General features: G+C 71.3%; 22 protein-coding genes. 15 read left to right on the top strand and 7 right to left on the bottom strand.

Annotated elements, in window-relative coordinates:
- Positions 1 to 20: 20 nt before the first annotated feature.
- The 3 genes from ODJ79_RS13695 to ODJ79_RS13705 all read right to left on the bottom strand — a co-directional run bounded on the left by ODJ79_RS13695 (position 21) and on the right by ODJ79_RS13705 (position 4,530).
- Entirely contained in the window at positions 21 to 2,225 is a 2,205-nt protein-coding gene (locus tag ODJ79_RS13695) for an RICIN domain-containing protein (protein WP_263023789.1), read from the bottom strand.
- 215 nt (positions 2,226 to 2,440) lie between these two features.
- Complete coding sequence (locus tag ODJ79_RS13700; protein ID WP_263023790.1) at positions 2,441 to 3,823, bottom strand: sensor histidine kinase; 1,383 nt, start codon at positions 3,821 to 3,823, stop codon at positions 2,441 to 2,443.
- Positions 3,824 to 3,840: 17 nt separating this feature from the next.
- Positions 3,841 to 4,530 carry a response regulator transcription factor gene (locus ODJ79_RS13705; RefSeq protein ID WP_263023791.1) on the bottom strand — a complete coding sequence of 230 codons (690 nt, stop codon included), beginning with the start codon at positions 4,528 to 4,530 and terminating at the stop codon, positions 3,841 to 3,843.
- Between the two features lie 96 nt (positions 4,531 to 4,626).
- On the opposite strand from ODJ79_RS13705, the gene ODJ79_RS13710 reads away from it, so the two are divergent.
- Positions 4,627 to 5,514: an ADP-ribosylglycohydrolase family protein gene (locus ODJ79_RS13710; RefSeq protein WP_263023792.1), complete on the top strand. Its 888-nt coding sequence runs from the start codon at positions 4,627 to 4,629 to the stop codon at positions 5,512 to 5,514.
- A gap of 218 nt (positions 5,515 to 5,732) precedes the next feature.
- On the top strand, positions 5,733 to 6,218 hold the full coding sequence (locus ODJ79_RS13715; protein ID WP_263023887.1) for an HIT family protein: 486 nt from the start codon (positions 5,733 to 5,735) through the stop codon (positions 6,216 to 6,218).
- Here ODJ79_RS13715 and ODJ79_RS13720 read toward each other — a convergent pair.
- Positions 6,178 to 6,759: a TetR/AcrR family transcriptional regulator gene (locus tag ODJ79_RS13720; protein ID WP_263023793.1), complete on the bottom strand. Its 582-nt coding sequence runs from the start codon at positions 6,757 to 6,759 to the stop codon at positions 6,178 to 6,180. The two genes, ODJ79_RS13715 and ODJ79_RS13720, sit on opposite strands and share 41 nt — an antisense overlap.
- A 53-nt stretch (positions 6,760 to 6,812) precedes the next feature.
- Here ODJ79_RS13720 and ODJ79_RS13725 point away from each other — a divergent pair, with 53 nt between their 5' ends.
- Entirely contained in the window at positions 6,813 to 7,982 is a 1,170-nt protein-coding gene (locus tag ODJ79_RS13725) for an FAD-dependent monooxygenase (RefSeq protein ID WP_263023794.1), read from the top strand.
- Positions 7,983 to 7,985: 3 nt separating this feature from the next.
- Here ODJ79_RS13725 and ODJ79_RS13730 read toward each other — a convergent pair whose 3' ends face one another.
- The gene (locus ODJ79_RS13730) at positions 7,986 to 10,142 is read right to left on the bottom strand and encodes an elongation factor G-like protein EF-G2 (protein ID WP_263023795.1); all 2,157 of its coding nucleotides are present in this window, start codon (positions 10,140 to 10,142) and stop codon (positions 7,986 to 7,988) included.
- A 186-nt stretch (positions 10,143 to 10,328) separates the two neighbouring features.
- Here ODJ79_RS13730 and pgsA point away from each other — a divergent pair, with 186 nt between their 5' ends.
- The 4 genes from pgsA to ODJ79_RS13750 are packed head-to-tail and all read left to right on the top strand — an operon-like array spanning position 10,329 to position 13,580.
- Positions 10,329 to 10,988, top strand: a complete 660-nt coding sequence (pgsA, locus tag ODJ79_RS13735; protein ID WP_263023796.1) for a phosphatidylinositol phosphate synthase — start codon at positions 10,329 to 10,331, stop codon at positions 10,986 to 10,988.
- Positions 10,985 to 11,851 (top strand): phosphatidylinositol mannoside acyltransferase, encoded by an 867-nt coding sequence (locus ODJ79_RS13740; RefSeq protein ID WP_263023797.1) that lies wholly within the window; start codon positions 10,985 to 10,987, stop codon positions 11,849 to 11,851. The genes pgsA and ODJ79_RS13740 overlap by 4 nt, the downstream gene beginning before the upstream one ends.
- Positions 11,852 to 11,860: 9 nt before the next feature.
- Positions 11,861 to 13,015: a glycosyltransferase family 4 protein gene (locus tag ODJ79_RS13745; protein ID WP_263023798.1), complete on the top strand. Its 1,155-nt coding sequence runs from the start codon at positions 11,861 to 11,863 to the stop codon at positions 13,013 to 13,015.
- 25 nt (positions 13,016 to 13,040) lie between these two features.
- Positions 13,041 to 13,580, top strand: coding sequence for a hypothetical protein (locus tag ODJ79_RS13750; RefSeq protein ID WP_263023799.1), 540 nt, complete (start codon positions 13,041 to 13,043; stop codon positions 13,578 to 13,580).
- 197 nt (positions 13,581 to 13,777) lie between these two features.
- Here ODJ79_RS13750 and pdxS read toward each other — a convergent pair whose 3' ends face one another.
- Entirely contained in the window at positions 13,778 to 14,674 is an 897-nt protein-coding gene (gene pdxS / locus ODJ79_RS13755; protein WP_263023800.1) for a pyridoxal 5'-phosphate synthase lyase subunit PdxS, read from the bottom strand.
- A gap of 184 nt (positions 14,675 to 14,858) precedes the next feature.
- Here pdxS and ODJ79_RS13760 point away from each other — a divergent pair, with 184 nt between their 5' ends.
- The 4 genes from ODJ79_RS13760 to ODJ79_RS13775 all read left to right on the top strand — a co-directional run bounded on the left by ODJ79_RS13760 (position 14,859) and on the right by ODJ79_RS13775 (position 17,868).
- A complete protein-coding gene (locus ODJ79_RS13760; RefSeq protein ID WP_263023801.1) occupies positions 14,859 to 15,128 on the top strand; it encodes a flagellar biosynthetic protein FliQ in 270 nt (89 codons plus the stop codon).
- A 679-nt stretch (positions 15,129 to 15,807) separates the two neighbouring features.
- Complete coding sequence (pdxT, locus tag ODJ79_RS13765) at positions 15,808 to 16,404, top strand: pyridoxal 5'-phosphate synthase glutaminase subunit PdxT (protein WP_263023802.1); 597 nt, start codon at positions 15,808 to 15,810, stop codon at positions 16,402 to 16,404.
- Positions 16,405 to 16,420: 16 nt separating this feature from the next.
- Positions 16,421 to 17,173 carry a YebC/PmpR family DNA-binding transcriptional regulator gene (locus tag ODJ79_RS13770; protein WP_263023803.1) on the top strand — a complete coding sequence of 251 codons (753 nt, stop codon included), beginning with the start codon at positions 16,421 to 16,423 and terminating at the stop codon, positions 17,171 to 17,173.
- 155 nt (positions 17,174 to 17,328) lie between these two features.
- Positions 17,329 to 17,868 carry a Uma2 family endonuclease gene (locus tag ODJ79_RS13775; protein WP_263023888.1) on the top strand — a complete coding sequence of 180 codons (540 nt, stop codon included), beginning with the start codon at positions 17,329 to 17,331 and terminating at the stop codon, positions 17,866 to 17,868.
- Between the two features lie 6 nt (positions 17,869 to 17,874).
- Here the strand turns inward: ODJ79_RS13775 and ODJ79_RS13780 are convergent, their stop codons facing one another.
- Positions 17,875 to 18,405, bottom strand: coding sequence for a hypothetical protein (locus ODJ79_RS13780; RefSeq protein WP_263023804.1), 531 nt, complete (start codon positions 18,403 to 18,405; stop codon positions 17,875 to 17,877).
- A 120-nt stretch (positions 18,406 to 18,525) separates the two neighbouring features.
- On the opposite strand from ODJ79_RS13780, the gene ruvC reads away from it, so the two are divergent.
- The 4 genes from ruvC (at position 18,526) to yajC (ending at position 21,258) form a co-directional block, all read left to right on the top strand.
- Positions 18,526 to 19,068: a crossover junction endodeoxyribonuclease RuvC gene (gene ruvC / locus ODJ79_RS13785; protein ID WP_263023889.1), complete on the top strand. Its 543-nt coding sequence runs from the start codon at positions 18,526 to 18,528 to the stop codon at positions 19,066 to 19,068.
- Positions 19,065 to 19,667: a Holliday junction branch migration protein RuvA gene (ruvA, locus tag ODJ79_RS13790; protein WP_263023805.1), complete on the top strand. Its 603-nt coding sequence runs from the start codon at positions 19,065 to 19,067 to the stop codon at positions 19,665 to 19,667. The genes ruvC and ruvA overlap by 4 nt, the downstream gene beginning before the upstream one ends.
- Positions 19,664 to 20,695, top strand: a complete 1,032-nt coding sequence (ruvB, locus tag ODJ79_RS13795; RefSeq protein WP_263023806.1) for a Holliday junction branch migration DNA helicase RuvB — start codon at positions 19,664 to 19,666, stop codon at positions 20,693 to 20,695. The genes ruvA and ruvB overlap by 4 nt, the downstream gene beginning before the upstream one ends.
- Before the next feature lie 143 nt (positions 20,696 to 20,838).
- Positions 20,839 to 21,258, top strand: a complete 420-nt coding sequence (gene yajC / locus ODJ79_RS13800) for a preprotein translocase subunit YajC (protein WP_263023807.1) — start codon at positions 20,839 to 20,841, stop codon at positions 21,256 to 21,258.
- Positions 21,259 to 21,359: the final 101 nt, after the last annotated feature.

Here is a 21,359-nt window from a genome sequence, read left to right on the forward strand (position 1 = left end):
GGCATGGGGGTTGGCCTCCGCTAGTCGGGTACCGCCGTCCAGCTCTGGTGGCGCTGACCGTTGCCGTTCTGGAGCACCAGCACCCGGTGCGCGCCGAAGCGTTGCTGTCCTACGCCGACGACCAGGTCGCCGACCGTGGTGCGCAGAGTGAATCCGAACGGCGAGGCCTGCAACTGCCACCGGGCCCCGTCGTCGGTGCCGCAGTCGCCCTGCACCAGGGGCGCCCCGGCGACCGGATTGCCGTCCAGCGGCACCACACACTTGCCGGTGGCCCGCGAGACCAGGGAGTACGCGCCGCTGCCGGACGGCACCAGCTGCCACTGCTGCTGGGCGTTGCCGTCGTTCTCGGCGAGCGTCAGCGGCGTGTCGATGGCGGTGCGGGCCGCGTACAGGTCGGCGGCCCCGCCGGTCAGCGCGTTGGTGAGGGTGAACCAGCTGTTCTGGGCGGGGCGGGCGGCCGGGGCGGTCTCCGCGGTGGCCTTCGCCGTGTACTTGCTGCCCGACTTGATGATCACCTGGTAGGTCGCGTCCGGCTTGAGGCCGATGAGCCGGGCCCTGGTCGCCTTGGTGGTGGCGATCGGCGAGTTGCCGACCCAGACCTCGTAGGTGGCCGTGTCCGAGGCGGCGCTCCAGGTCAGGTGCACCGAGCTGCTGGTCGCGTCGCGGATCTCGAGCACCGCCTGCACCGCCTGGGCCTGCAGCGGCGTGGTCACGACCGGCTTGGCCGGGTGTCCGGCCGGCTCGGTCGACGGGGTGGTGCCGTCCGGCGGGCCGGCGCCGTTGTCGCCGGCGTTCCCGTTGCCGTTGGCGTTGCCGTTCCCATTGCCGTTCCCGTTGCCCGGGCCGGTGCCGCTCGAGCCGGCAGACGGCGCACCGGCCGAGGCGGATGCGCTCGCCGCGACCGAGGCGGCGTCGCCGGGCGAGGCGGGCGTGCTGGGCGTGGGGGTGGGCTGGACCGCGCCCGGTACGTCCGGGATGTCGTCGCCGCCGTCGCCGCGCAGCAGGAACTCGCTGGTCGCGATGTTCCATTTCGTCGCGAGGTAGCTGCCCGGCTTCGGGTTGGTGTTGAAGTAGTCGTCGTGGCCGCAGTCGAGGCGGTTCGCGTGCTTCTTCGGGCAGACGGCACGCAACGGCTTGCCGGACCGGTCCGGCTCGCAGAGCAGGTCGTACTCGTCGAGGCAGCCGCCCGCGCCGCTGGCGTTCGGCGAGTCGATCAGCACCGCGCCCAGTGTCTGGGTCAGTTCCCGGGCCGCCATCACCGAGCTCCAGCAGCCCGAGTCGACCCGTCCGTACGAGGGGCCGCCGTTGTTGCGGTTGCCCAGCCCGGCCCGGGTGTCGGCGATGTAGGTGGCGATGCCGCAGTAGACGCTCTTGTCGGCGAACATCAGGTACTTGCGGTCGGTGCGGTTGTAGCCGAGCGTCTGCAGCGCCTGCACGCTCTTGGCGAAGGTGTCCAGCGCATCCGGCGGCACCTGCACCTCGTCGACGTCGACCCGGCACTGCGGGGTGGTGACGAAGCGGATGTGCCGCGACCCGCCGGTCTCGCCGGCGCTCTCGTCGAAGATCTGATCGGCGCCTCCGGCCCAGGTGCGGATCGAGCCGAGGAAGTCGGTGTACCGCGACGGGGTGCCGAACTCGTGCAGGTAGAGCACCTGGACGCGCTTGCCGTCCCGCCCGTCGGCCTCGCAGGCCACGCCCTGGGTGCCCATGACGAAGTCGGCGTCACCGGGTGCGGCGTCCGGGATGAGTGCCGGCGCGTCCGCGGTCAGCGCGCTGCCGCCCTCGTCCCGGGCGATCTCGGCATCGGTCGGCACGGTGCCGGACTCCAGGGTCGGCTGCACCGGCTCGGGCGCCTTCGCCGTCACCGGGGTCACGCCGCGGTGCACCGCGAGACCGGCTGGCGCCGGCTCGGGGCCGTGCGTGCAGGTCTCGTCGTTCAGCTGGTACGCGCCCGCGCAGATCGCGCCGGCTTTGGCCGCCGCGAGCCCGTCGTAGATCAGGCCCTGGCCGGGGTCGTCCTTCGGCAGTGCGGTCAGCTCCAGCTGTTGCGACCCGCCGGAGACCTGCTCCACCACGCTGGGACCGACGACGCCGCCCACGCCGAGCACGGCGAGGCCGAGGCCGAGCGGCAGCAGCCGATGCGTCCACGGGCGACTCGGCGTCGGCGTGCTCTCCACCCGGCGATGCGCGCTCGGCGCGACGACCGGCCGGCGGTGGGTGGACAAATCCTCTCCTTGCCTGGCGGGGGCGCGATGAGAGGCGGTTTTGGGGTGACCGCCTCGCACCGCGTATGAGCTTCGCCGGTTCGTTACGCGGGGACGATATGCGGGCTCCGAACCGGGAAGCCGGATGGGATCGAAGGGAACCCTGCCAGCCCCGAGGAACCGGCGGAACCTCTTTAATCCAGATCTAAGCAACTGTTGCACCGTTCGGGGCCCGCTCACTCGGCCTTGCCGGGCCGGTTCGTCCGCTCCCGGGCGAGCCGGCCGACCAGCCCGAAACGGCTGGCCTGCTTGGGCGTGGCCTCGGCGTCGGCGAGGAGCATGACCACGCTGGCGCCGCCCATCGCGGCGCGGTCGAGGCTCACCGAGCCGCCCGCGGCCTGCGCCGCGCGGCGGGCGATGTCGAGTCCGAGTCCGGTCGAGCCCTGGTTGCTCTGGCCACGTTGCATCGCCTTCTCCGGGTCGGGGATACCGGGCCCCGCATCGTCGACACGCAGCGCCACCCAGCCGTCACGCCGGGAGATGCCCACTTCGAACGCCGTACCCTGCGGGGTATAGCGGAACACATTACCCAAAACGGCATCGAGTGCGGCAGCCAGTTCCGCGCGGGCCACCGGCACCGGAATACGGAGATGAGCGCCGATCACTCGGTACTGCCGGTTCTGGTCGCCGGCCAGCGCCGACCAGAAGGTCATCCGCTCGCGGACCACCTCGCTGGCGTCCGACATGCCCTCCTCGGGCGCCTCGGCCACCTGGGCGGCGACGGCCTGACGGGTGGTGTTGATCAGCTGGTTGACCTCGCCCTCCAGCGTCACGATCGCCTGCCGGATGCGCCGGATGCCGCGCCGGCGGTCCAGCTCCTCCTGGTCGAACATGCCGACCTGGGTGTCGTCCGGGTCGAGCGCCTCGGCGTCCAGCCGCAGCGCGGTCAGCGGGGTGCGCAGCCGGTGCGACAGATCGGCGACCAGCTCCCGCTCGTCGGTGCGGGTGGTGACCAGCCGGTCGGCCATCCGGTTGAACGCGTACCCGGCCTCGGCCAGCTCCCGCGGGCCGGAGGGCTGGATGCGCACGCCGAGGTCGCCGTCGCCGACCGCGAGCGCCGCCTTCACCAGGTTGCGGGCCGAGTCGACCGCGCCCCGGGCCAGCCGGTCGACCACGAAGACCGAGCCGCCGACCAGCCCCAGCGCGATGCCGAGCAGCAGCAGCCAGTTGCGGGTGGTGTCGCCCTCGAGGTCGCGGGCCGGGACGAACACCTCGACCACCGACGTCTTCCCGGACACGGTGACCGGCTCCAGGCGTACGAGACCGTCGGAGACGCCCACCTCGCGGATCGCGCCGCCGGCGACCGCCCGCCGCACCTGCGCCGCGTCCACCCGGCCCGGCGTGCCGTCGCCCGGGGGATGGACCACCGCCTGGCCGCCGGCCGCGGCGACGGCCGCGGCCAGGCCCTTCTTGTCGGCGCCCGCGGCGATCGCGCCCGCGATCATCGCGCTGCGCCGCTGCGCCGCCGACATCACCTGATCGCGGTGGTCGGAGCGCAGCTCCCAGCCGAGCGGGACGAGGAAGGCGAGCGCGGCGACAGTGGTGGTGACGGCGCTCATCGCCGCCAGCCGGGACCTCAGTCCGGCGCCACCAACCGGAATCCGACCCCCCGCACGGTGCGCAGGTAGCGAGGTTTCGCCGCGGACTCGCCCAGTTTCCGACGGAGCCAATACAGATGGACGTCGATCGTTTGGTCCTCGCCGACCGATGGCTGTCGCCATACCTCCTCCAACAGCTCACGACGGGAGACCACGCGGCCCGGGCGTGCTGCCAAATATGCCAGTAGATCGAATTCCTTGCGGGTCAGGGCCAGTGGCTGCTCGGCCAGGCTGGCACTGCGCTCGCCCACGTCCACCCGCAGCTCGCCGACCTCGTGCACGGCCGGCTGGGCGATGCGGCTGGCGCGGCCCACCCGGCGCAGCACGGTGGTGATCCGCGCGTCGAGGTGGGCACCGGTGAACGGCTTGACCATGTAGTCGTCGGCGCCGGCCCGCAGCAGCCGCACGACGGTCTGCTCGTCGTCACGCGCGGTGGCGATGATGATCGGGACGTCGGTGATGCCGCGAAGCATGCGCAACGCGTCCGAACCGTCCAGATCGGGCAGGCCCAGGTCGAGCACCACGAGGTCGGGTGTCTCGGCGGCGACCCGGCGCAGCGCGTCCAGCGCCGTGCCGACCGCGTGCACGGCGTGGCCCCGATCGGTGAGTGATCGGAGCATGGCGCCGCGCACGACGTGATCGTCCTCGACGAGCAACACCGTGGCCATGCAGAGACCGTACTGCCAACGGCTAGCCGAGCCTAACCGGTGATTCAGGGATACCCTTCGATCACGTTCCGTAGTGGAATACCATCCGATGTGCCGATGTCATTCACGCTTTTCCCCGGTACGCGACTGGCCCTGGCCCTGGAGAGCCTGGCCGGTCTGAGTGTTGGCGATGCCCTGGGCGCGCAACACTTCGTCCGCCGCATCGACTTCGCTGACCTGCCGCCCGCGCCGTGGGAGTGGACCGACGACACCGAACAGGCGTGCTGCCTGGTCGCGGTGCTCGACGAGGGCGATCTCGACCGGGACGCGTTCGCGGATCTGCTCGGGCGCCATCACGATCCGTATCGGGGCTACGGCCCGGGCGCGGTCGTCCTGCTGCGGGCCATCCGCGAGGGGCTGCCCTGGCCGGTCGCGGCCGCGGCGGCGTTCGACGGGGCCGGGTCGCTGGGCAACGGGGCGGCGATGCGGGCCGCGCCGCTGGGCGCCTGGCACGCCGACTCGCTCGCGCACGCGGCGGCGCAGGGCGCGCGGGCGGCGGAGGTGACACACGCGCACGCCGAGGGGATCGCCGGCGGGGTGGCGGTCGCGGTGGCCGCGGCGCTCGCGGCGGCCGGCCGGCTCGACGGGCAGCGGCCGCGGTTGTTACGGGCGGTGGCGGCGTATACGCCGGACGGCCGGGTCCGCGAGGGGTTGCTCGCGGCGGCCCGGTTCCGGTCGGTGGCGGAGGCGGCGTACGAACTGGGCAACGGGTCGCAGGCGATGGCGCGCGACACGGTCCCGTTCGCGGTCTGGGCGGCCGATCGTTTCCTGGACGACTTCCCGGCCGCGATCGAGGCCTGCGTCGCGGCCGGTGGCGACGTGGACACGACCTGCGCGATCGCCGGCGGGATCGTCGCGGCGCACACCGGGATGGACGGCATCCCGGCCGCCTGGCTGTCGGCCCGCGAAGCGCTACCGTCCTGGCTCGCCGCCGCCCTGGCGTAGGCCGCGGTCGGGCTTGCGCGGTGGAGAGGCCGCGGTCGGGCTTGCGCGGTGGATTGGCCGCGGTCGGGCTTGCGCGGTGGAGAGGCAGCGGTCGGGCTTGCGCGGTGGATTGGCCGCGGTCGGGTGACGAGAGCTCGCCGCCGCCTTGGCATAGGCTGCTTTGTGTGACGGACAGCGGCGACCCCGACGGCCTGGAGCGGCTCTGGGCGCCGCACCGGATGGCCTACCTGACCGGCGAGGTGGCACCGCCCGGCGGCTATGCCGAGCCGGCCGGCTGCCCGTTCTGCCTGGCGCCCGACCGGCCCGAGCCGGAGAGCCTGGTGGTGGCCCGCGGCGAGCTGGTCTACGCGGTGCTCAACCGGTATCCGTACAACCCGGGGCACCTGCTGATCTGCCCGTACCGGCACGTCGCCGACTACACCGACCTCACCGCCGAGGAGACGGTCGAGCTGGCCGAGTTCACCCGCACGGCGATGCGGGTGATGCGGGCGGTGAGCAGCCCGCACGGCTTCAACCTGGGGATGAACCAGGGCGGCGTGGCCGGCGCCGGCATCGCCGCTCACCTGCACCAGCACGTGGTGCCGCGGTGGGGCGGCGACGCGAACTTCATCTCGGTGATCGCCCGCACCAAGGTGCTGCCTCAGGTGCTGACCGACACCAGGGTCATGCTGGCGAAGGCGTGGTCCGAGCCGCCAGCGCTCTGATCCCGGCGACGATCTGCTCGGGGCCCGGCGCGTTCTGCGGGTCGGTGAACCACTGGGTGAGGATGCCGGACATCAGCGCCATCTGCACCGCGCCGAGGGTGCGCACGGTCTCGTCGTCGAGCTGATCCTCGGGCACGCCGGTGATCAGCGAGGCCATGCCGCGCCGGCCCTGCTCGATGCCCTCGGCGAGCTGCTCGCGCAGTCCCGGGTTGTGCTCGGCCTGGATGGCCACCTCGATGCTGGCCATCCACAGCGCCCGGTCCTGTTTGATCGAGCCGATCACCCGTCGCCAGAAGCCGATCAGCTGGTCCTCGTCCGCCTCGCCCGGCGCGGTCAGCGCGAGGGTGATCTTGTCGCCCCAGTCCTCCATGGCGCTGAGCATCGCGGCGGTCATCAGCGCCTCGGTCGAGCCGTAGTGGTAGCCGATCGAGCCCAGGTTCGTGCCGGACAGGGCGACGATGTCGCGCGCGGTCGTCCGGGCGTATCCCTTCTGGAGCAACGCCTTCTTCGCGCCCACCAGCAGATCTTCCTTGTGGCCCACGTCCAGGATCCTAATCTCTATACAAATGTATAAGACGTTTGTATAGTAGCCGCATGACTGCGAAGCGAGTGCTGATCTCGGGAGCCGGCGTGGCCGGCCCCGCCCTGGCGCTGGGCCTGCGCCGACGTGGCTTCGAGGTGACCGTCGTGGAGCGCGCCGCCGAGCTGCGCACCGGGGGTTACAAGGTGGACGTGCGCGGCTCCGGTGTGGTGGCGCTCAAGCGCATGGGCGTCTACGAGCGGGCGCGGGCCGTCGACGTCGGGATGCAGCGGATCACCTACGTCAAGCGCGACGGGCGGCCGATCGCCGCGCTCCCGGCCGATCTGCTGATGGGGCGGCGCGGCGACGACATCGAGGTGCTGCGGGGAGACCTCGGCCAGATTTTGTACGAGGAGAGCGTCGCCGACGCCGAATACGTGTTCGGCGATGCGATCGCGGCCCTCCGGGACGACCCGGGTGGCGTCGAGGTCACCTTCTCCAGCGGGCGAAGCGGCCGCTACGACTACGTGGTCGGCGCCGACGGCCTGAACTCGGTGACCCGGCGGCTGGCCTTTGGCGAGAGCCAGCCGACCCACCTCGGCGCGTACATCTCGATCTTCTCGGTGCCCAACCACCTGCGCATCGACCGGGAAGAGATCATGTTCTTCCGCCCGGGGCGCCTCGTCTTCGCGTACGCGATGGGCCCGGACCGGCCCGCCAAGGTCGGCCTCACCTTCGCGTCGCCGCCGGTCGGCTACGACCGGCGTGACATCCGCGCCCAGAAGGCGATGGTCCGGGAGGCCTTCACCGGCATCGGCTGGGAGACCGACCGGTTCCTCGCGTCGCTGGACGCGGCCGACGACTTCTACTTCGACTCGCTCGCCCAGGTGGAGCTGCCGCGCTGGTCGGCCGGCCGGATCGTGCTGCTCGGCGACGCAGGCTACTGCCCGTCACCGGCCTCCGGCCAGGGCACCAGCCTCGCGCTGGTCGGCGCGCACGTGCTCGCCCAGCACCTCGGCGAGCCCGGCGGTCTCGAGGAGTACGAGCGGGTGATGCGCCCGTACGTGGACAAGAACATGGCCATCGGCCGGAAGATGGCCAAGGACATGGTGCCGGGTGGCCGCCTCGCGATCGCCTTCCGCAGCTACGGCATGCGGACCCTGAAGTACCACCCGCGCAAGGAGCAGGTGATCGACAAGATCCTCGCGCCGATGCACGAGGCGGCCAACGCCATCACTCTCTGACCGTTACTTGGCATGCTCCTTGCGTACGGCATCGGCCAGGTGGGCCGGCATCGGCTCGTGCCGGACGTAGGTGCGGGTGAAGGTGCCCGCACCCGAGGACAGGGCGCGCAGCTCGACCGCGTAGCGGATCAGCTCGGTGGCCGGCACCTCGGCCCGGACCACGCTGTGCGCGCCGTCCGCTTCGGACTCGCTGCCCAGCGGGCGCCCGCGGCGGCCGGACAGGTCGCTCATCACCGCGCCGACGAAGGTCTCCGGAACGCGGACGGCGATCTCGTCGATCGGCTCGAGCAGCGTGACCTGGGCGGCCGCGGCGGCCTCGCGCAGGGCGAGCGCGCCGGCGGTCTGGAACGCGGCGTCCGACGAGTCGACGCTGTGCGCCTTGCCGTCGAAGAGCGTCACCCGCAGGTCGACCACCGGGTAGCCGGCGACCAGGCCGCGGTCGAGCTGGCTGCGGACGCCCTTCTCCACCGAGGGGATGTAGTTGTGCGGGACGGCGCCGCCGACCACCTTGTCGACGAACTCGAAACCCGAGCCACGGGGGAGCGGCTCGACCGAGATGTCGCAGACCGCGTACTGGCCGTGGCCACCGGACTGCTTCACATGCCGGCCGTGGCCCTTGGCGCTGGAGGTGAAGGTCTCCCGCAGCGGCACCTTGACCGGCTCGGTGTCCAGCTCGACGCCGCCCGAGCGGAGCCGGTCGAGGACCACGTCGGCGTGCGACTCGCCCATCGTCCAGAGCACCAGCTGATGGGTCTCCGCGTTGCGGTCGAGCCGCAGCGTGGGGTCGCCGGCCACGAGACGGGCCAGGTTCTTCGCGAGGTTGTCCTCGTCCGAGCGGCTCTTGGCGACGATCGCGATCGGCAGCAGCGGCTCCGGCATCGACCACGGCGCCATCAGCAACGGGTCGTCCTTGCTGGAGAGCGTGTCGCCGGTCTCGGCGCTGCCCGACTTGGTGATCGCGCAGAGGTCGCCGGCCACGCAGTAGGGCACCTCGCGCAGGGTCGCGCCGAGCGGGGAGTAGATGTGCGCGACGCGCTCGTCGGCATCGTGGTCGGGGTGGCCGCGCTCGGCGAGGCCGTGCCCCGAGACGTGCAGCACCTGCTCGGGACGCAGGGTGCCGGAGAAGACCCGGACCAGCGAGACGCGGCCCACGTGCCGGTCGATCGTGGTCTTGACCACCTCGGCGACCAGCGGGCCCTCGGGGTCGCAGGTCAGCGGCGGGCGGGGCGCGCCGTCCACCCCGGTGACCACCGGCAGGTCGTGCTCCAGCGGCGAGGGCGCGGCGGTGACCAGGCCGTCGAGCAGCGCGTCGAGCCCGACACCGGTGGCCGAGCAGACCGGGATGACCGGGTAGAAATTGCCCTTGGCGACCGCCTTTTCCAGGTCGGCCATCAGGGTGTCGGAGGTGACCTCCTCGCCGCCGAGGTAGCGGTCCATGAGGGTCTCGTCCTCGCTCTCGGCGATGATCCCCTCGATCAGCGTGTTCCGGTCGTCGGCGATCGGGGCCAGGTGCTCGGGCTCGGCCTGGCCGACCTTGGGCGGGTAGCCCTCGGAGTAGTCCAGCACCCGCAGCGTGACCAGGCCGAGCAGGCCGGCCACCGACTGGCCGTCGTCGGCGAGCATCGGCTGGTAGGTCGGCATGACGTTCTCGCCGAACGCTTCCTGGCAGGCCTCCAGGGTGCCGTCGTAGTCGGCGCGCGGGTGGTCGAGCCGGGTGATCACCACGGCCCGGGGCATGCCGACCGCGGCGCACTCCTCCCACAGGGCGGTGGTGGCGTCGTCCACGCCGCCCTCGGCCGAGACGACGAAGACCGCGGCGTCCGCGGCCCGCAGGCCGGCCCGGAGCTCACCCACGAAGTCGGCGTAGCCGGGCGTGTCGAGCAGGTTGATCTTGACATCCTGATGGATCAGCGGGGCGCAGGCCAGCGCGACGGACCGCTGCTGGCGTACCGCCGCCGGGTCGTAGTCGGACACCGTGGTGCCGTCGGTCACCGTGCCCGCCCGCGGAATCGTCCCGGTGGCGGCGAGCAGGGCCTCGACCAGAGTGGTCTTGCCCGAACCCGAGTGGCCCACCAGCACCACGTTGCGTACTCTGCCGGGCTCGGTCACCACCGGCGCCGTCGCGCCGTTGAGCCCCTTCTCCGAGGTCTTCTGCGCCATGGCCGCCGCTCCCTGTCGTTTCGTGAACGTTACGACGCTGTTCCTGAATCCCACACCCGGCGCTGTAGCGCCCGCAACCCTTTGTAGTTGGGTTGTAATTGGCAAAACGTCGCAGAGATGACGATACGGCCACTGCGGGCCCGGCATGTGCCGTCTGGAGTTCAGCGCCGATATGGTGGGACCGCCATGGCAAAGATCGTCCAAGTACCCGCCCGTGCTGTCGTGTCGCACGGCGTCAACCCGACCGCCCGCTTCCTGCTGCGGCTCGGGATATCCCCCAACGCCGTCACCATCGCCGGCACCGTCGGCGTGCTGTTCGGCGCCTGGCTCGGCGCGACCGGCCATCTCTTCTGGGCCACCTGGGTCGTCACGGCCTGCGCGCTGACCGACGTGCTCGACGGGACGATGGCCCGGATGCGGGGCGGCTCCGGCAAGTTCGGCGCCCTGCTCGACTCGTCCATGGACCGGATCGCCGACGGCGCGGTCTTCGGCGCGGTCGTCTTCTACATGGCCACCGAGGGCAACCCGTACGGCGGGACGGCCGCGGCCCTGATCGCCCTCGCGGCCGGCCAGGTGGTGTCGTACGTGAAGGCGCGGGCGCAGAGCCTCGGACTGAACGCGGACGTGGGCATCGCCGAGCGCCTCGAACGGCTGGTCATCCTCGGCGTCGGCGGGCTGCTCGGCTCGGCGGGCCTCGCGTGGGGCCTGCCGGCCGCGCTGTGGGTGGTCGCCGCGCTCTCGGTGGTCACCATCTTCCAGCGCCTGATCCACGCCGCCCGCACCGAGCCGCTTCCGGCCGGCGACGGCGACGCGACGGCGGCAGCCCCGACGCCGGAGCATTCGTGAAGGACCGGCTGACCGAGATCGGGTTCGCGGCCGGGTGGCGGCTCGTCCGCACGCTGCCGCTCCCGGTCGCGCGCGCCCTGTTCAACGCGGCGGCCGATCGCGCGTACAAGAAGAACGGACCCGGCACCCAGCGGCTGCGCAAGAATCTCGCCCAGGTCGTCGGGCCGGAGATGCCGGACTCGCTGGTGCGCGACGGGCTGCGCTCCTACGCGCGGTACTGGCTGGAGGCGTTCCGGCTCCCGTCGCAGAGCAAACAGCAGTTCCTCGACGGCTTCGGGATCGCCCCGGAGCACTACGACTACATCAAGACCGGGGTGGCCGACGGCACCGGCGTGATTCTCGCGCTGCCGCACGTGGCGAACTGGGACGCCGCCGCGGCCTGGGTCGTCTCCAACGACTGGTCCATGGTCACGGTGGCCGAGCGGCTCAAGCCCGAGGGCGTGTTCCGGCAGTTCGTCGAGTACCGCGAGAAGCTCGGCATGGAGGTCATCCCGCTCACCGGCGGCGAACGGCCCCCGCTCGACGTGCTCGCCGAGCGCCTCGGCCAGAGCTGGATCGTCTGCCTGCTCGGCGACCGCGACCTCTCCCAGCGGGGCGTGGAGGTCAGCTTCTTCGGCGGGACCACCCGGATGCCGGCCGGCCCGGCGATCCTGGCGATCCGCACCGGGGCGCCGCTGTACGCCGTCGACCTTTCCTTCACCCCGACCCAGACGTACGCGGTGCTGCGCCCGGTCGTGCCGCCCACCGAGGGGCCGCTCGACGAGCGGGTCAAGGCGACCACCCAGTTGCTGGCCGACGCCTACGCGGCGGGGATCGCCGAACATCCGCAGGACTGGCACATGCTCCAGAAGCTGTGGCTGTAGGGGGCCGTCGTGCGGATCGGGATCGTCTCGCCTTACTCCTTCGACGTCCCCGGCGGCGTGCAGAACCACATCATGGACCTCTCCGAGGCGCTGATCGGGCTCGGGCACGAGGTCAGCGTGCTGGCGCCGGCCGACGAGGACGCCGACCTGCCGCCGTACGTCGTGCCCGCCGGGCGGGCCGTGCCGCTGCCGTACAACGGGTCGGTGGCGCGGATCGCGTTCGGGCCGGTGTCGACGGCGCGGGTGCGCCGGTGGCTCAACCGCGGCGCCTTCGACGTGCTGCACGTGCACGAGCCGATGGCGCTCAGCCTCTCGATGCTGGCGGTGTTGTCGGCGCGGGGACCGGTGGTGGCGACCTTCCACACCGCCATGACGAGATCGCGGGCGCTGTCGGTTGCCCAGGGTCTGCTGCAGCTGGTGGTCGAGAAGATCACCGCCCGGATCGCGGTCAGCGAGCTGGCCCGGAAGGTGCAGGTGGAGCACCTCGGCGGGGGAGCGGTGGAGATCCCCAACGGGGTGGCGGTGGTGAAGTACGCGGACGCGACGCCGCTGGACGGGTGGCCCGGCACCGGCGGGGCGCTCGGCTTCCTCGGGCGGTTCACCGAGCCGCGCAAGGGGTTCGGCATTCTGCGGTCGGCGTTCGTGCCGTTGGCCCGGGAGCGGCCCGGCCTGCGCCTGCTGGTGGCCGGTCCCGGGGACACTGCCGACCTTTACGACGAAATTCCCGGCGATCTGCACGATCGGGTGACATTCCTCGGGCTTGTGTCGGAGGCCGACAAAGCTCGCATGCTGCGCAGCGTCGACGTGTATGTGGCGCCGAACACCGGCGGCGAGAGCTTCGGCATGATCCTCACCGAGGCGATGGCGGCCGGCACCGCGATCGCCGCGAGCGACCTGGAGGCGTTCCGCCGGGTGCTGGACGGCGGCAGGGCCGGTGCGCTCTTCCCGACCGGGGACGCGGCCGCGCTGACGGCGCTGCTCAGGACGCTGCTCGACGACCCGGACCGGCGGGCGGCGCTCTCCGCGGCGGCCCGCACCACCGTCGCGGCCTTCGACTGGCCGACCGTCGCGCAGCGGGTGCTCGAGGTCTACGCCACCGCGATCGAGGCAACCGACGGCCGGGTCATCGACGAAGAGTGGGTAGAGCCACGGCCGGGGGCCTGACCGCGCGTCGCTCAGGGGCACTACGATGCCCGGCATGTGGTGGGTGCTGGGGGCGGTCGCGCTGGTCGCGCTGCTCTCCGCCTACCTCGGCTGGACGGCACATCGGGTCGAGCGGGTGCACGTGCGGGCGCAGTCGGCCGAGCGGGCCCTCGACGCGCACCTGCTGCGCCGGGCCGCGGCGGCCGCGGTGGTCGCCGAGCAGCAGGACAACGACGAGCTGTACGCGGCGGCCCGCCTGGCGCTGGACGCCGACCCCGACGAGCGCGAGTCGGCCGAGAACGATCTGACCCGCCGGCTGCGGGCGGCGCCGCTCTCCGGGACGGACGGGGCCACCCGCCAGTTGATCGCCACGAGCCGGCGGGTGGGGCTGGCCCGGCAGGTGCACACCGATCAGGTGCGGGACGCGCTGACCGCCCGGCGCCGGCCGCTGGTGCGGGCGCTGGGCATGGCCCGGCGGTACCCGCTGCCGCAGTACTTCGACATCGAGGACCCGGCGCTGCCCGAGACGGCGGCCGGGCTGCCGATGCCGTCGTCGCCACCCACCGTGCCGCTGGAATCGGTCTGACGCTCGCGGGCCGGTGGCCGGGAGGAGAGAGGTGCCGGGTGCCTTGGCGCAGCGGGTGCCGGCGGGAGCTCGAGTTTCGTCTCAGCCCGCAGGTCGCGGCAAGGGCTCGGGGATCACTCAGGTCGCGCTGCGCGGCGGGGGCGGTCCCGACTGCGGTTGGGGACGGCCTCCGCCGCGTACGCGCGAAAGGTGTTGAACTACCAGCCGCGCTCGGCGAGCCGGTGCGGGACCGGGATGTCGTCGACGTTGATGCCGACCATGGCCTCGCCCAGGCCCCGGGAGACCTTGGCGATCACGTCGGGGTCGTCGTGGAACGTGGTGGCCTTGACGATCGCGGCGGCGCGCTGGGCCGGGTTGCCGGCCTTGAAGATGCCGGAGCCGACGAAGACGCCCTCGGCGCCCAGCTGCATCATCATCGCGGCGTCGGCGGGCGTGGCGATGCCGCCGGCGGTGAACAGCACCACCGGGAGCTTGCCGGCCTCGGCGACCTCCTTGACCAGCTCGTACGGCGCCTGGAGCTCCTTGGCGGCGACGAACAGCTCGTCCTCGGGCAGGGTCTGCAGGCGGCGGATCTCCTGGCGGATCTTACGCATGTGGGTGGTGGCGTTGGAGACGTCGCCGGTGCCGGCCTCGCCCTTCGAGCGGATCATCGCGGCGCCCTCGGTGATGCGGCGCAGGGCCTCGCCGAGGTTGGTCGCGCCGCAGACGAAGGGCACGGTGAACCGCCACTTGTCGATGTGGTTGGCGTAGTCGGCCGGGGTCAGCACCTCGGACTCGTCGATGTAGTCCACGCCCAGCGACTGGAGGACCTGGGCCTCGACGAAGTGCCCGATCCGGGCCTTGGCCATCACCGGGATCGACACGGCGGCGATGATGCCGTCGATCATGTCGGGGTCGGACATCCGGGACACGCCGCCCTGCGCGCGGATGTCGGCCGGCACCCGCTCCAGCGCCATGACCGCCACGGCGCCGGCGTCCTCCGCGATCTTCGCCTGGTCCGGCGTGACCACATCCATGATCACGCCGCCCTTGAGCATCTCCGCCATACCGCGCTTGACTCGCGCGGTCCCGACGGTGGGCTGGTTCTCAGACATGGTTCGGCTCCTCAAGCGGGGTTTTCGGTACCCGAATCTTACTCAGCGTCGCCGGTCCGACCGATGGCCAATCGACCCCCGGGTGGCCTGTTCCCTTGCGGGTTTCGCCCCGGCGAACCGGACGGCAACCTGGCAACGCCCGGTTCGCACTCGGTGAACCGGACGGCGGCCCGAACTGACTTGCATGACCGACGCGATGATTACCGAACTGGCTCTGCAGGCGTTGACCATCGCCGCGAAGATGGCCGCCCCGGTGTTGCTGACCGCCCTGGCGGTGGGCTTCACGGTCTCGCTCTTCCAGTCGGTCACCCAGATCCAGGAGGCGACGCTCGCGTTCGTCCCCAAGGCGGCGGCCGTCGGCGCGGCGCTGCTGATCTCGGGCAACTGGATGCTGCACGAGATGGTCACGTACACAACGCAGCTGTTCGAGAAGCTGCCACAGCTGCTCAGCTGACCCAGCCTCCCAAAATGCCGGCCCCTCCCCGGGCCGGCATTTTCGCGTCTCGGAGCCGCCCGCCCTCCCGGATCGCCCGCCTGCGCCGGATCTTGGAGACCTGCGGTAAGTAGCAACCGCTTACTTTTCTAGATCGCCCGCCTGCGCCGGTGACAGGCGGCCTGGTGGCGAGTGCGGATAGCCATACGAGAGTGGCCGGCTCAGAGCGAGCTCTGGCGGGTGATCTCCTCGCGACGGCAGCCAAGCGCCATCTCGGGGTGGGCAGGAGCGCAACCGGGGTTTGGTTGCGCTCCTGCCCACCCCGAGATTCCCTACGGCAGCCGTCGCGAGGAGATCACCCACCTCCGCAACCAACACGCGAGGATCTCCGAGCGCTCGGCCGGGGGTGTGGGGGCAGCGCCTCCACGGTCTTCACCCCGCACCCCGGTGCATCGCGGCCGGGGCGTGCGGGGTGGTGCCCGGGGGTGTTCCGCGGCGGCGGACAAACCGCGCCGGCGACCGGCAAGGGTCTTGCGTAACCACTCACGCAGAATGAAGGGTCAGGGGCAGCGTCAGCTGGGCCCCTGGCCCGGCCTCGGCGTGAGCGACGGTCTGTACCCACCACCCAGGCACGACCGGAATTGGATCTTGAAGTTGGGGTGCGGGGCCGGGCGGCGTGGACCGCGCCTAAGCTGGTCGGGTGAACATCGGAGTGCTGGCCCTGCAGGGAGACGTTCGGGAGCACCTCGCCGCGCTCGCCGAGAGTGACGTGCTGGCCCGGCCGGTGCGGCGGCCCGAGGAACTCACCGACGTCGAGGCGCTGGTGATCCCCGGCGGCGAGTCGACCGCGATCAGCAATCTGGCGGTGAGCTTCGGGCTGCTCGATCCGATTCGCAAGCGGATCGCCGACGGCATGCCGGTGTACGGGTCCTGCGCGGGCATGATCATGCTGGCCACCTCGGTGCTCGACGGGCGGCCCGACCAGGAGTCCTTCCAGGGGATCGAGATGACCGTGCGGCGCAACGCGTTCGGCCGGCAGGTCGACTCGTTCGAGGGCGACGTGCCGATCGAGGAGATCCCCGGTGGCGATTTTCACGCCGTCTTCATCCGTGCGCCATGGGTCGAGGAGGTCGGCGACGATGTGCGGGTGTTGGGCCGCGTCAAGGACGGCCCGGCCGCCGGTAGGATTGTCGCCGTTCGGCAGGGGAACCTGCTTGCCACGGCTTTCCACCCGGAGCTGACCGGCGACCTCCGCGTCCACCGGTACTTCGTCGAGATGGTCCGCCAGGCCGCCTGAGACACGGAGGTTTTGCATGTCCGGCCACTCCAAGTGGGCGACGACCAAGCACAAGAAGGCCGTCATCGACGCCAAGCGCGGCAAGATGTTCGCGAAGCTCATCAAGAACATCGAGGTTGCGGCCCGCACGGGCGGTGGGGATCCGGCAGGCAACCCGACGCTCTACGACGCCATCCAGAAGGCGAAGAAGAGCTCCGTCCCCAACGACAACATCGACCGCGCGGTCAAGCGCGGCTCCGGCCTCGAGGCCGGCGGCGCCGACTGGCAGACGATCATGTACGAGGGCTACGGCCCCAACGGCGTCGCCATCCTGATCGAGTGCCTCACCGACAACCGCAACCGGGCGGCCACCGAGGTGCGCACCGCGCTGACCCGCAACGGCGGCACGTTCGCCGACGCCGGCAGCGTCTCGTACCTGTTCAACCGCAAGGGCGTGGTGATCGTCCCGAGCGGTGGCCTCACCGAGGACGACCTGATGCTGGCCGTGCTCGACGCCGGCGCCGAGGAGATCAACGACCTGGGCGAGTCGTACGAGGTGGTCAGCGAACCGACCGACCTGGTACCGGTGCGCACGGCACTGCAGGAGGCGAACATCGAGTACGACTCGGCCGAGTCGTCGCTGGTGCCGACGATGACAGTGCCGGTGGACGAGGACGCGGCGCGCAAGGTGTTCAAGCTGATTGACGCGCTCGAGGACTGCGACGACGTCCAGAACATCTACGCCAACTTCGACGTCTCCGACGAGGTCATGGCCGCCATCGACGCGTGACACCCGAGTTTCCGGGCGGGGCTGGTGCTTGTGTTGCACCAGCCCCGTTCGCGTGCGGCGATACTTGTGTCCGCATCGTCGCGCGGATGCGAGCATGGGTTCAGTTGACCGGTGACATCTGGTCTTATGACCAGTAGGGTGAGGAGGTGCTGGTGATGCCGAGCTTGAATCTGCCCCCCATTGAGAGCCTCGATGTCGAAGATCTCCTCAGCCTGCCCGAGGGTTACCGCTACGAGTTGCACGAGGGAAACCTCGTCATCATGACGCCGTCGACGTTCGGGCATAAGTCGATCGCACGTCGTCTCTTCCTCATGCTTCACACCGCCGGTCTCGATGTCTTCCAGGACGCGGGGGTGCTGGGGGATCGACCGCGGGACTGCCGGCTTCCCGATGTCGGCGTGGTCACCGGGGCGCTTCCAGGGGGCAAGCAGGGCTATTCGAACCTGCCCGGCTCGGCGTACCGCCTGGTGGTCGAAGTTGTCTCGGAGAATTCGTTGAACGGTGAGTACACCGACAAGATGGACTGGTATGCCAAGCGCGGCATCCCCGAGTACTGGATCGTCGATCAGACCCCCGATCGCGACGAAGACGACGCGCATGTCCGGATTCTCCGCCTGCCGCCGGGCAAGTCGACGTATGCGTGGGAGCGCAGCCTGCTGCTGTCCGAGCTGGAGGCGGAATACCGGGCTGGGTAGGGCCCGTCAGGTGCTGGTGGAGAGCCAGGACATGTACTGGATGATTCCGCCCACCAGGAGAATGCCGGTCACCACCAGGCGGCCGACCCGGTGCCACTGTTCCTTCCGGCAGGCGTGGACCCACGCGATGCCGGCGTCGGCCTGGGGGACTGCTCCCCGCCGTACGGTGTCGGGAAGCACCTTCGCCTTGCGTAACGCCAGCGTCTGACCCGGGCCGTGCAGCGGCACGTAGGGCTGCGTGCGCAGCACGCGGACGTCGACCTCGTAGATCTGCTCCTCGCGCCACTGCTTCGTCCGGGACGCCAGGCGTTTCTGCAGGTAGGCGGAGGGCGCGTCGGTGTGCGCCAGCCACGACCAGGCGCGTAGCCGGCGCCAGTGGCCGGCCACGTCGGCGAGCACGTCCATATAGAGGTGGGCGCCCTCGGGGTCGCCACCCACGAGCCGGTCCGTCTCGCGGCGCAGGGCCGTGAGATGGCCGGCGACGAAGGCGACGAACTCCGGTGGCGGATCGTCGTCCATCGGCGGAACGAGGTACATGCCAACCCCCGCAGAGATAGGGCCTCCTCGCACTCATCGTCGAGGCGTGTCGGTGCCGGGCGCAAGACCGCCGCGTATTAGGGTGTCGAACACACGTACGTGAGGCAGGGGAGGTCCGTGGTGCGCGTGCTCGGCGTCGACCCGGGTCTCACCCGCTGCGGCGTCGGGGTCGTCGAGGGCGTGCCGGGGCGGCAGTGCAAGCTCGTCGGGTATTACGTGGTCTACACCGACCCGGACGACGACATCGCGCTTCGGCTGCTGCGGCTGGACACCGAGCTGGCCGCGCTGATCGCCGAGCACAAGCCGGAGAGCGTCGCCGTCGAGCGGGTGTTCTCCCAGCACAACGTGCGGACGGTGATGGGCACGGCGCAGGCCAGCGGGGTGGCCGTGCTGGCCGGCGCGCGGGCCGGGCTGCCGGTGCAGACGTACACCCCGAGCGAGGTGAAGGCGGCCGTGACCGGCTCCGGCACGGCCGGCAAGCAGCAGGTCACCGGCATGGTCACCCGGCTGCTCGGGCTGGACGCGCCGCCCAGGCCGGCCGACGCGGCGGACGCGCTCGCGCTCGCCATTTGCCACATCTGGCGTGGCGGAACCCGCGCCCGTCTGAACGCCGCGGCGCTGGCCGCGACCCGGTCGGCCAGGAACAGGGGAGCACGACGATGATCGCGAGCGTTCGCGGCACGGTGGCCGCCATCAACCCGGACAGCGCCGTGGTCGAGGTCGGCGGCGTCGGCCTGCAGGTGCAGTGCGCGCCGGGCACGCTGGCCGGCCTCAAGGCCGGCGTCGAGGCGCGGCTGGCGACCAGCCTGGTGGTCCGGGAGGATTCGCTGACCCTGTACGGGTTCGCCGACGACGACGAGAAGCAGCTGTTCGAGCTGCTCCAGACGGCCAGCGGGGTCGGGCCGCGGCTCGCCCAGGCGGTGCTCGCCGTGCACTCGCCGGAGGTGGTGCGCCGGGCCATCGCCGGCGCCGACCTGGCGACCCTCACCCAGGTGCCGGGCATCGGCAAGAAGGGCGCCGAGAAGATGGTGGTCGAGCTGCGCGACCGGATCGGCCCGCTGCCGATCGGCGACGGCGCCCCGGCCGGCGTGCTCAGCGGTGCCTGGCAGGAACAGGTGCGGCAGGGCGTGCTCGCGCTGGGCTGGACCGTCGCCCAGGCCGACCAGGCGGTGTCGAAGGTCGCCGAGACGATCGACGGTGAGGTGCCGCCGGTCCCGGTGCTGCTGCGGCAGGCGATCCGGCTGCTGGGCCGGGCCCGATGAGCGAGTTGATCTCGGCGGACGCGGGCGACGACGACCTCGACGCCGAGGCGAGCGTCCGGCCGCGCCGGCTGGCCGACTTCATCGCCCAGCATCGCGTCCGCGACCAGCTGGAGTTGCTGCTCAAGGGCGCGATGGGCCGGGGGACGCCGCCCGACCACATCCTGCTCTCGGGGCCGCCCGGACTGGGCAAGACGACGCTGGCGAACATCGTGGCCGCCGAGCTGGGCGCCGGGATCCGCACCACCAGCGGGCCGGTGATCGAGCGCTCCGGCGACCTGGCCGCGATCCTGACCAGCCTCGCGCCCGGCGACGTGCTGTTCATCGACGAGATTCACCGGATCGCGAAGCCGGCCGAGGAGCTGCTGTACAGCGCGATGGAGGACTTCCGGGTCGACGTGGTGGTCGGCAAGGGGCCGGGCGCCACCGCGATCCCGCTGGACGTCGAGCCGTTCACGCTGGTCGGGGCGACCACCCGGGCGGGCCTGCTCTCCGGACCGATGCGCGACCGGTTCGGGTTCGTCGCGCACCTCGACTTCTATTCGACCGCCGATCTCGACGCGTTGCTGCACCGCTCGGCGCGCATCCTCGGGGTGCCGATCACGCCGGAGGGCGCGGCGGAGATCGCCGGCCGCTCGCGGGGCACGCCGCGGATCGCCAACCGCCTGCTGCGCCGGGTGCGGGACTACGCCGAGGTGCGGGCCGACGGGGTGGTCACCAAGGAAACCGCCCAAGAGGCCCTTCAGGTGTACGACGTTGACGCGCTCGGTCTGGACCGGCTCGACGGGGCGGTGCTGCGGGCGCTGATCGAGACGTTTCGCGGCGGGCCGGTCGGCCTGTCCACGCTTGCCGTCGCGGTGGGCGAACAGTCCGACACGGTGGAGGAGGTGTGCGAGCCGTTCCTGGTGCGGGCGGGGCTGCTGGCGCGTACCCCGCGGGGCCGGGTGGCGACCGAGTCGGGCTGGCTGCACCTGGGCAAGACGCCGCCGTCCGGGGCGGTTCAGGCGGATTTGTTCGCCCGAGATGTATGAAACCCGCTCGTAATGTGAACGTGATGTGCGCCGCATTCGGACTTCCCAGGTTGACCGATTAGACTCGCCGCGGTTCAACCCAGATGTGTTTGTCGCTCCGCCGTGCGCACACCACCGCACCGGGGCCTACGGAAGGCTTTCTCGTGCCACTAGCAGCGCCCAACGGATCAGGAAACAGCTTCACCACCATCCTGTTCCTGCTCCTGCTCTTCGGCGTCGTTTATTTCCTGATGATCCGCCCGCAGCAGAAGCGGCGCCGCGAGGCGCTGAACATGCAGAACCAGCTCGGCGCTGGCGACCAGATCGTCACCATTGGCGGGCTGCACGGCACGATCGTCTCGATGGACGACGACGTGGCTACTCTTGAGGTCGCTCCGGGCGTCCAGGTGAAGTTCGCCCGCCAGGCCATCGCCCGCACGCTGCCCAAGCAGGATGCGGAGGAGACCGCCGCTGCCGAGCCCGAGGCTGAGTCGTTGGCCGAGGCGAAGGCCGCGGACGAGCCGCCGGTCGTCGATGACGTTCAGAAAGACGACGTCGTCGCCGACACTCAGAAAAAGGACTGACTCCTTTTTTCGCCGGACCGGCCCGGGGCGCGTTGTGCCGCCGGGCCGGTTCGTACGGCCGGAGATCGGTCGTCGACAATGAAACAAGTGCCGCCAGGGGG

It is taken from the genome of Actinoplanes sp. KI2, from assembly GCF_025630775.1.
Classification (GTDB): domain Bacteria; phylum Actinomycetota; class Actinomycetes; order Mycobacteriales; family Micromonosporaceae; genus Actinoplanes.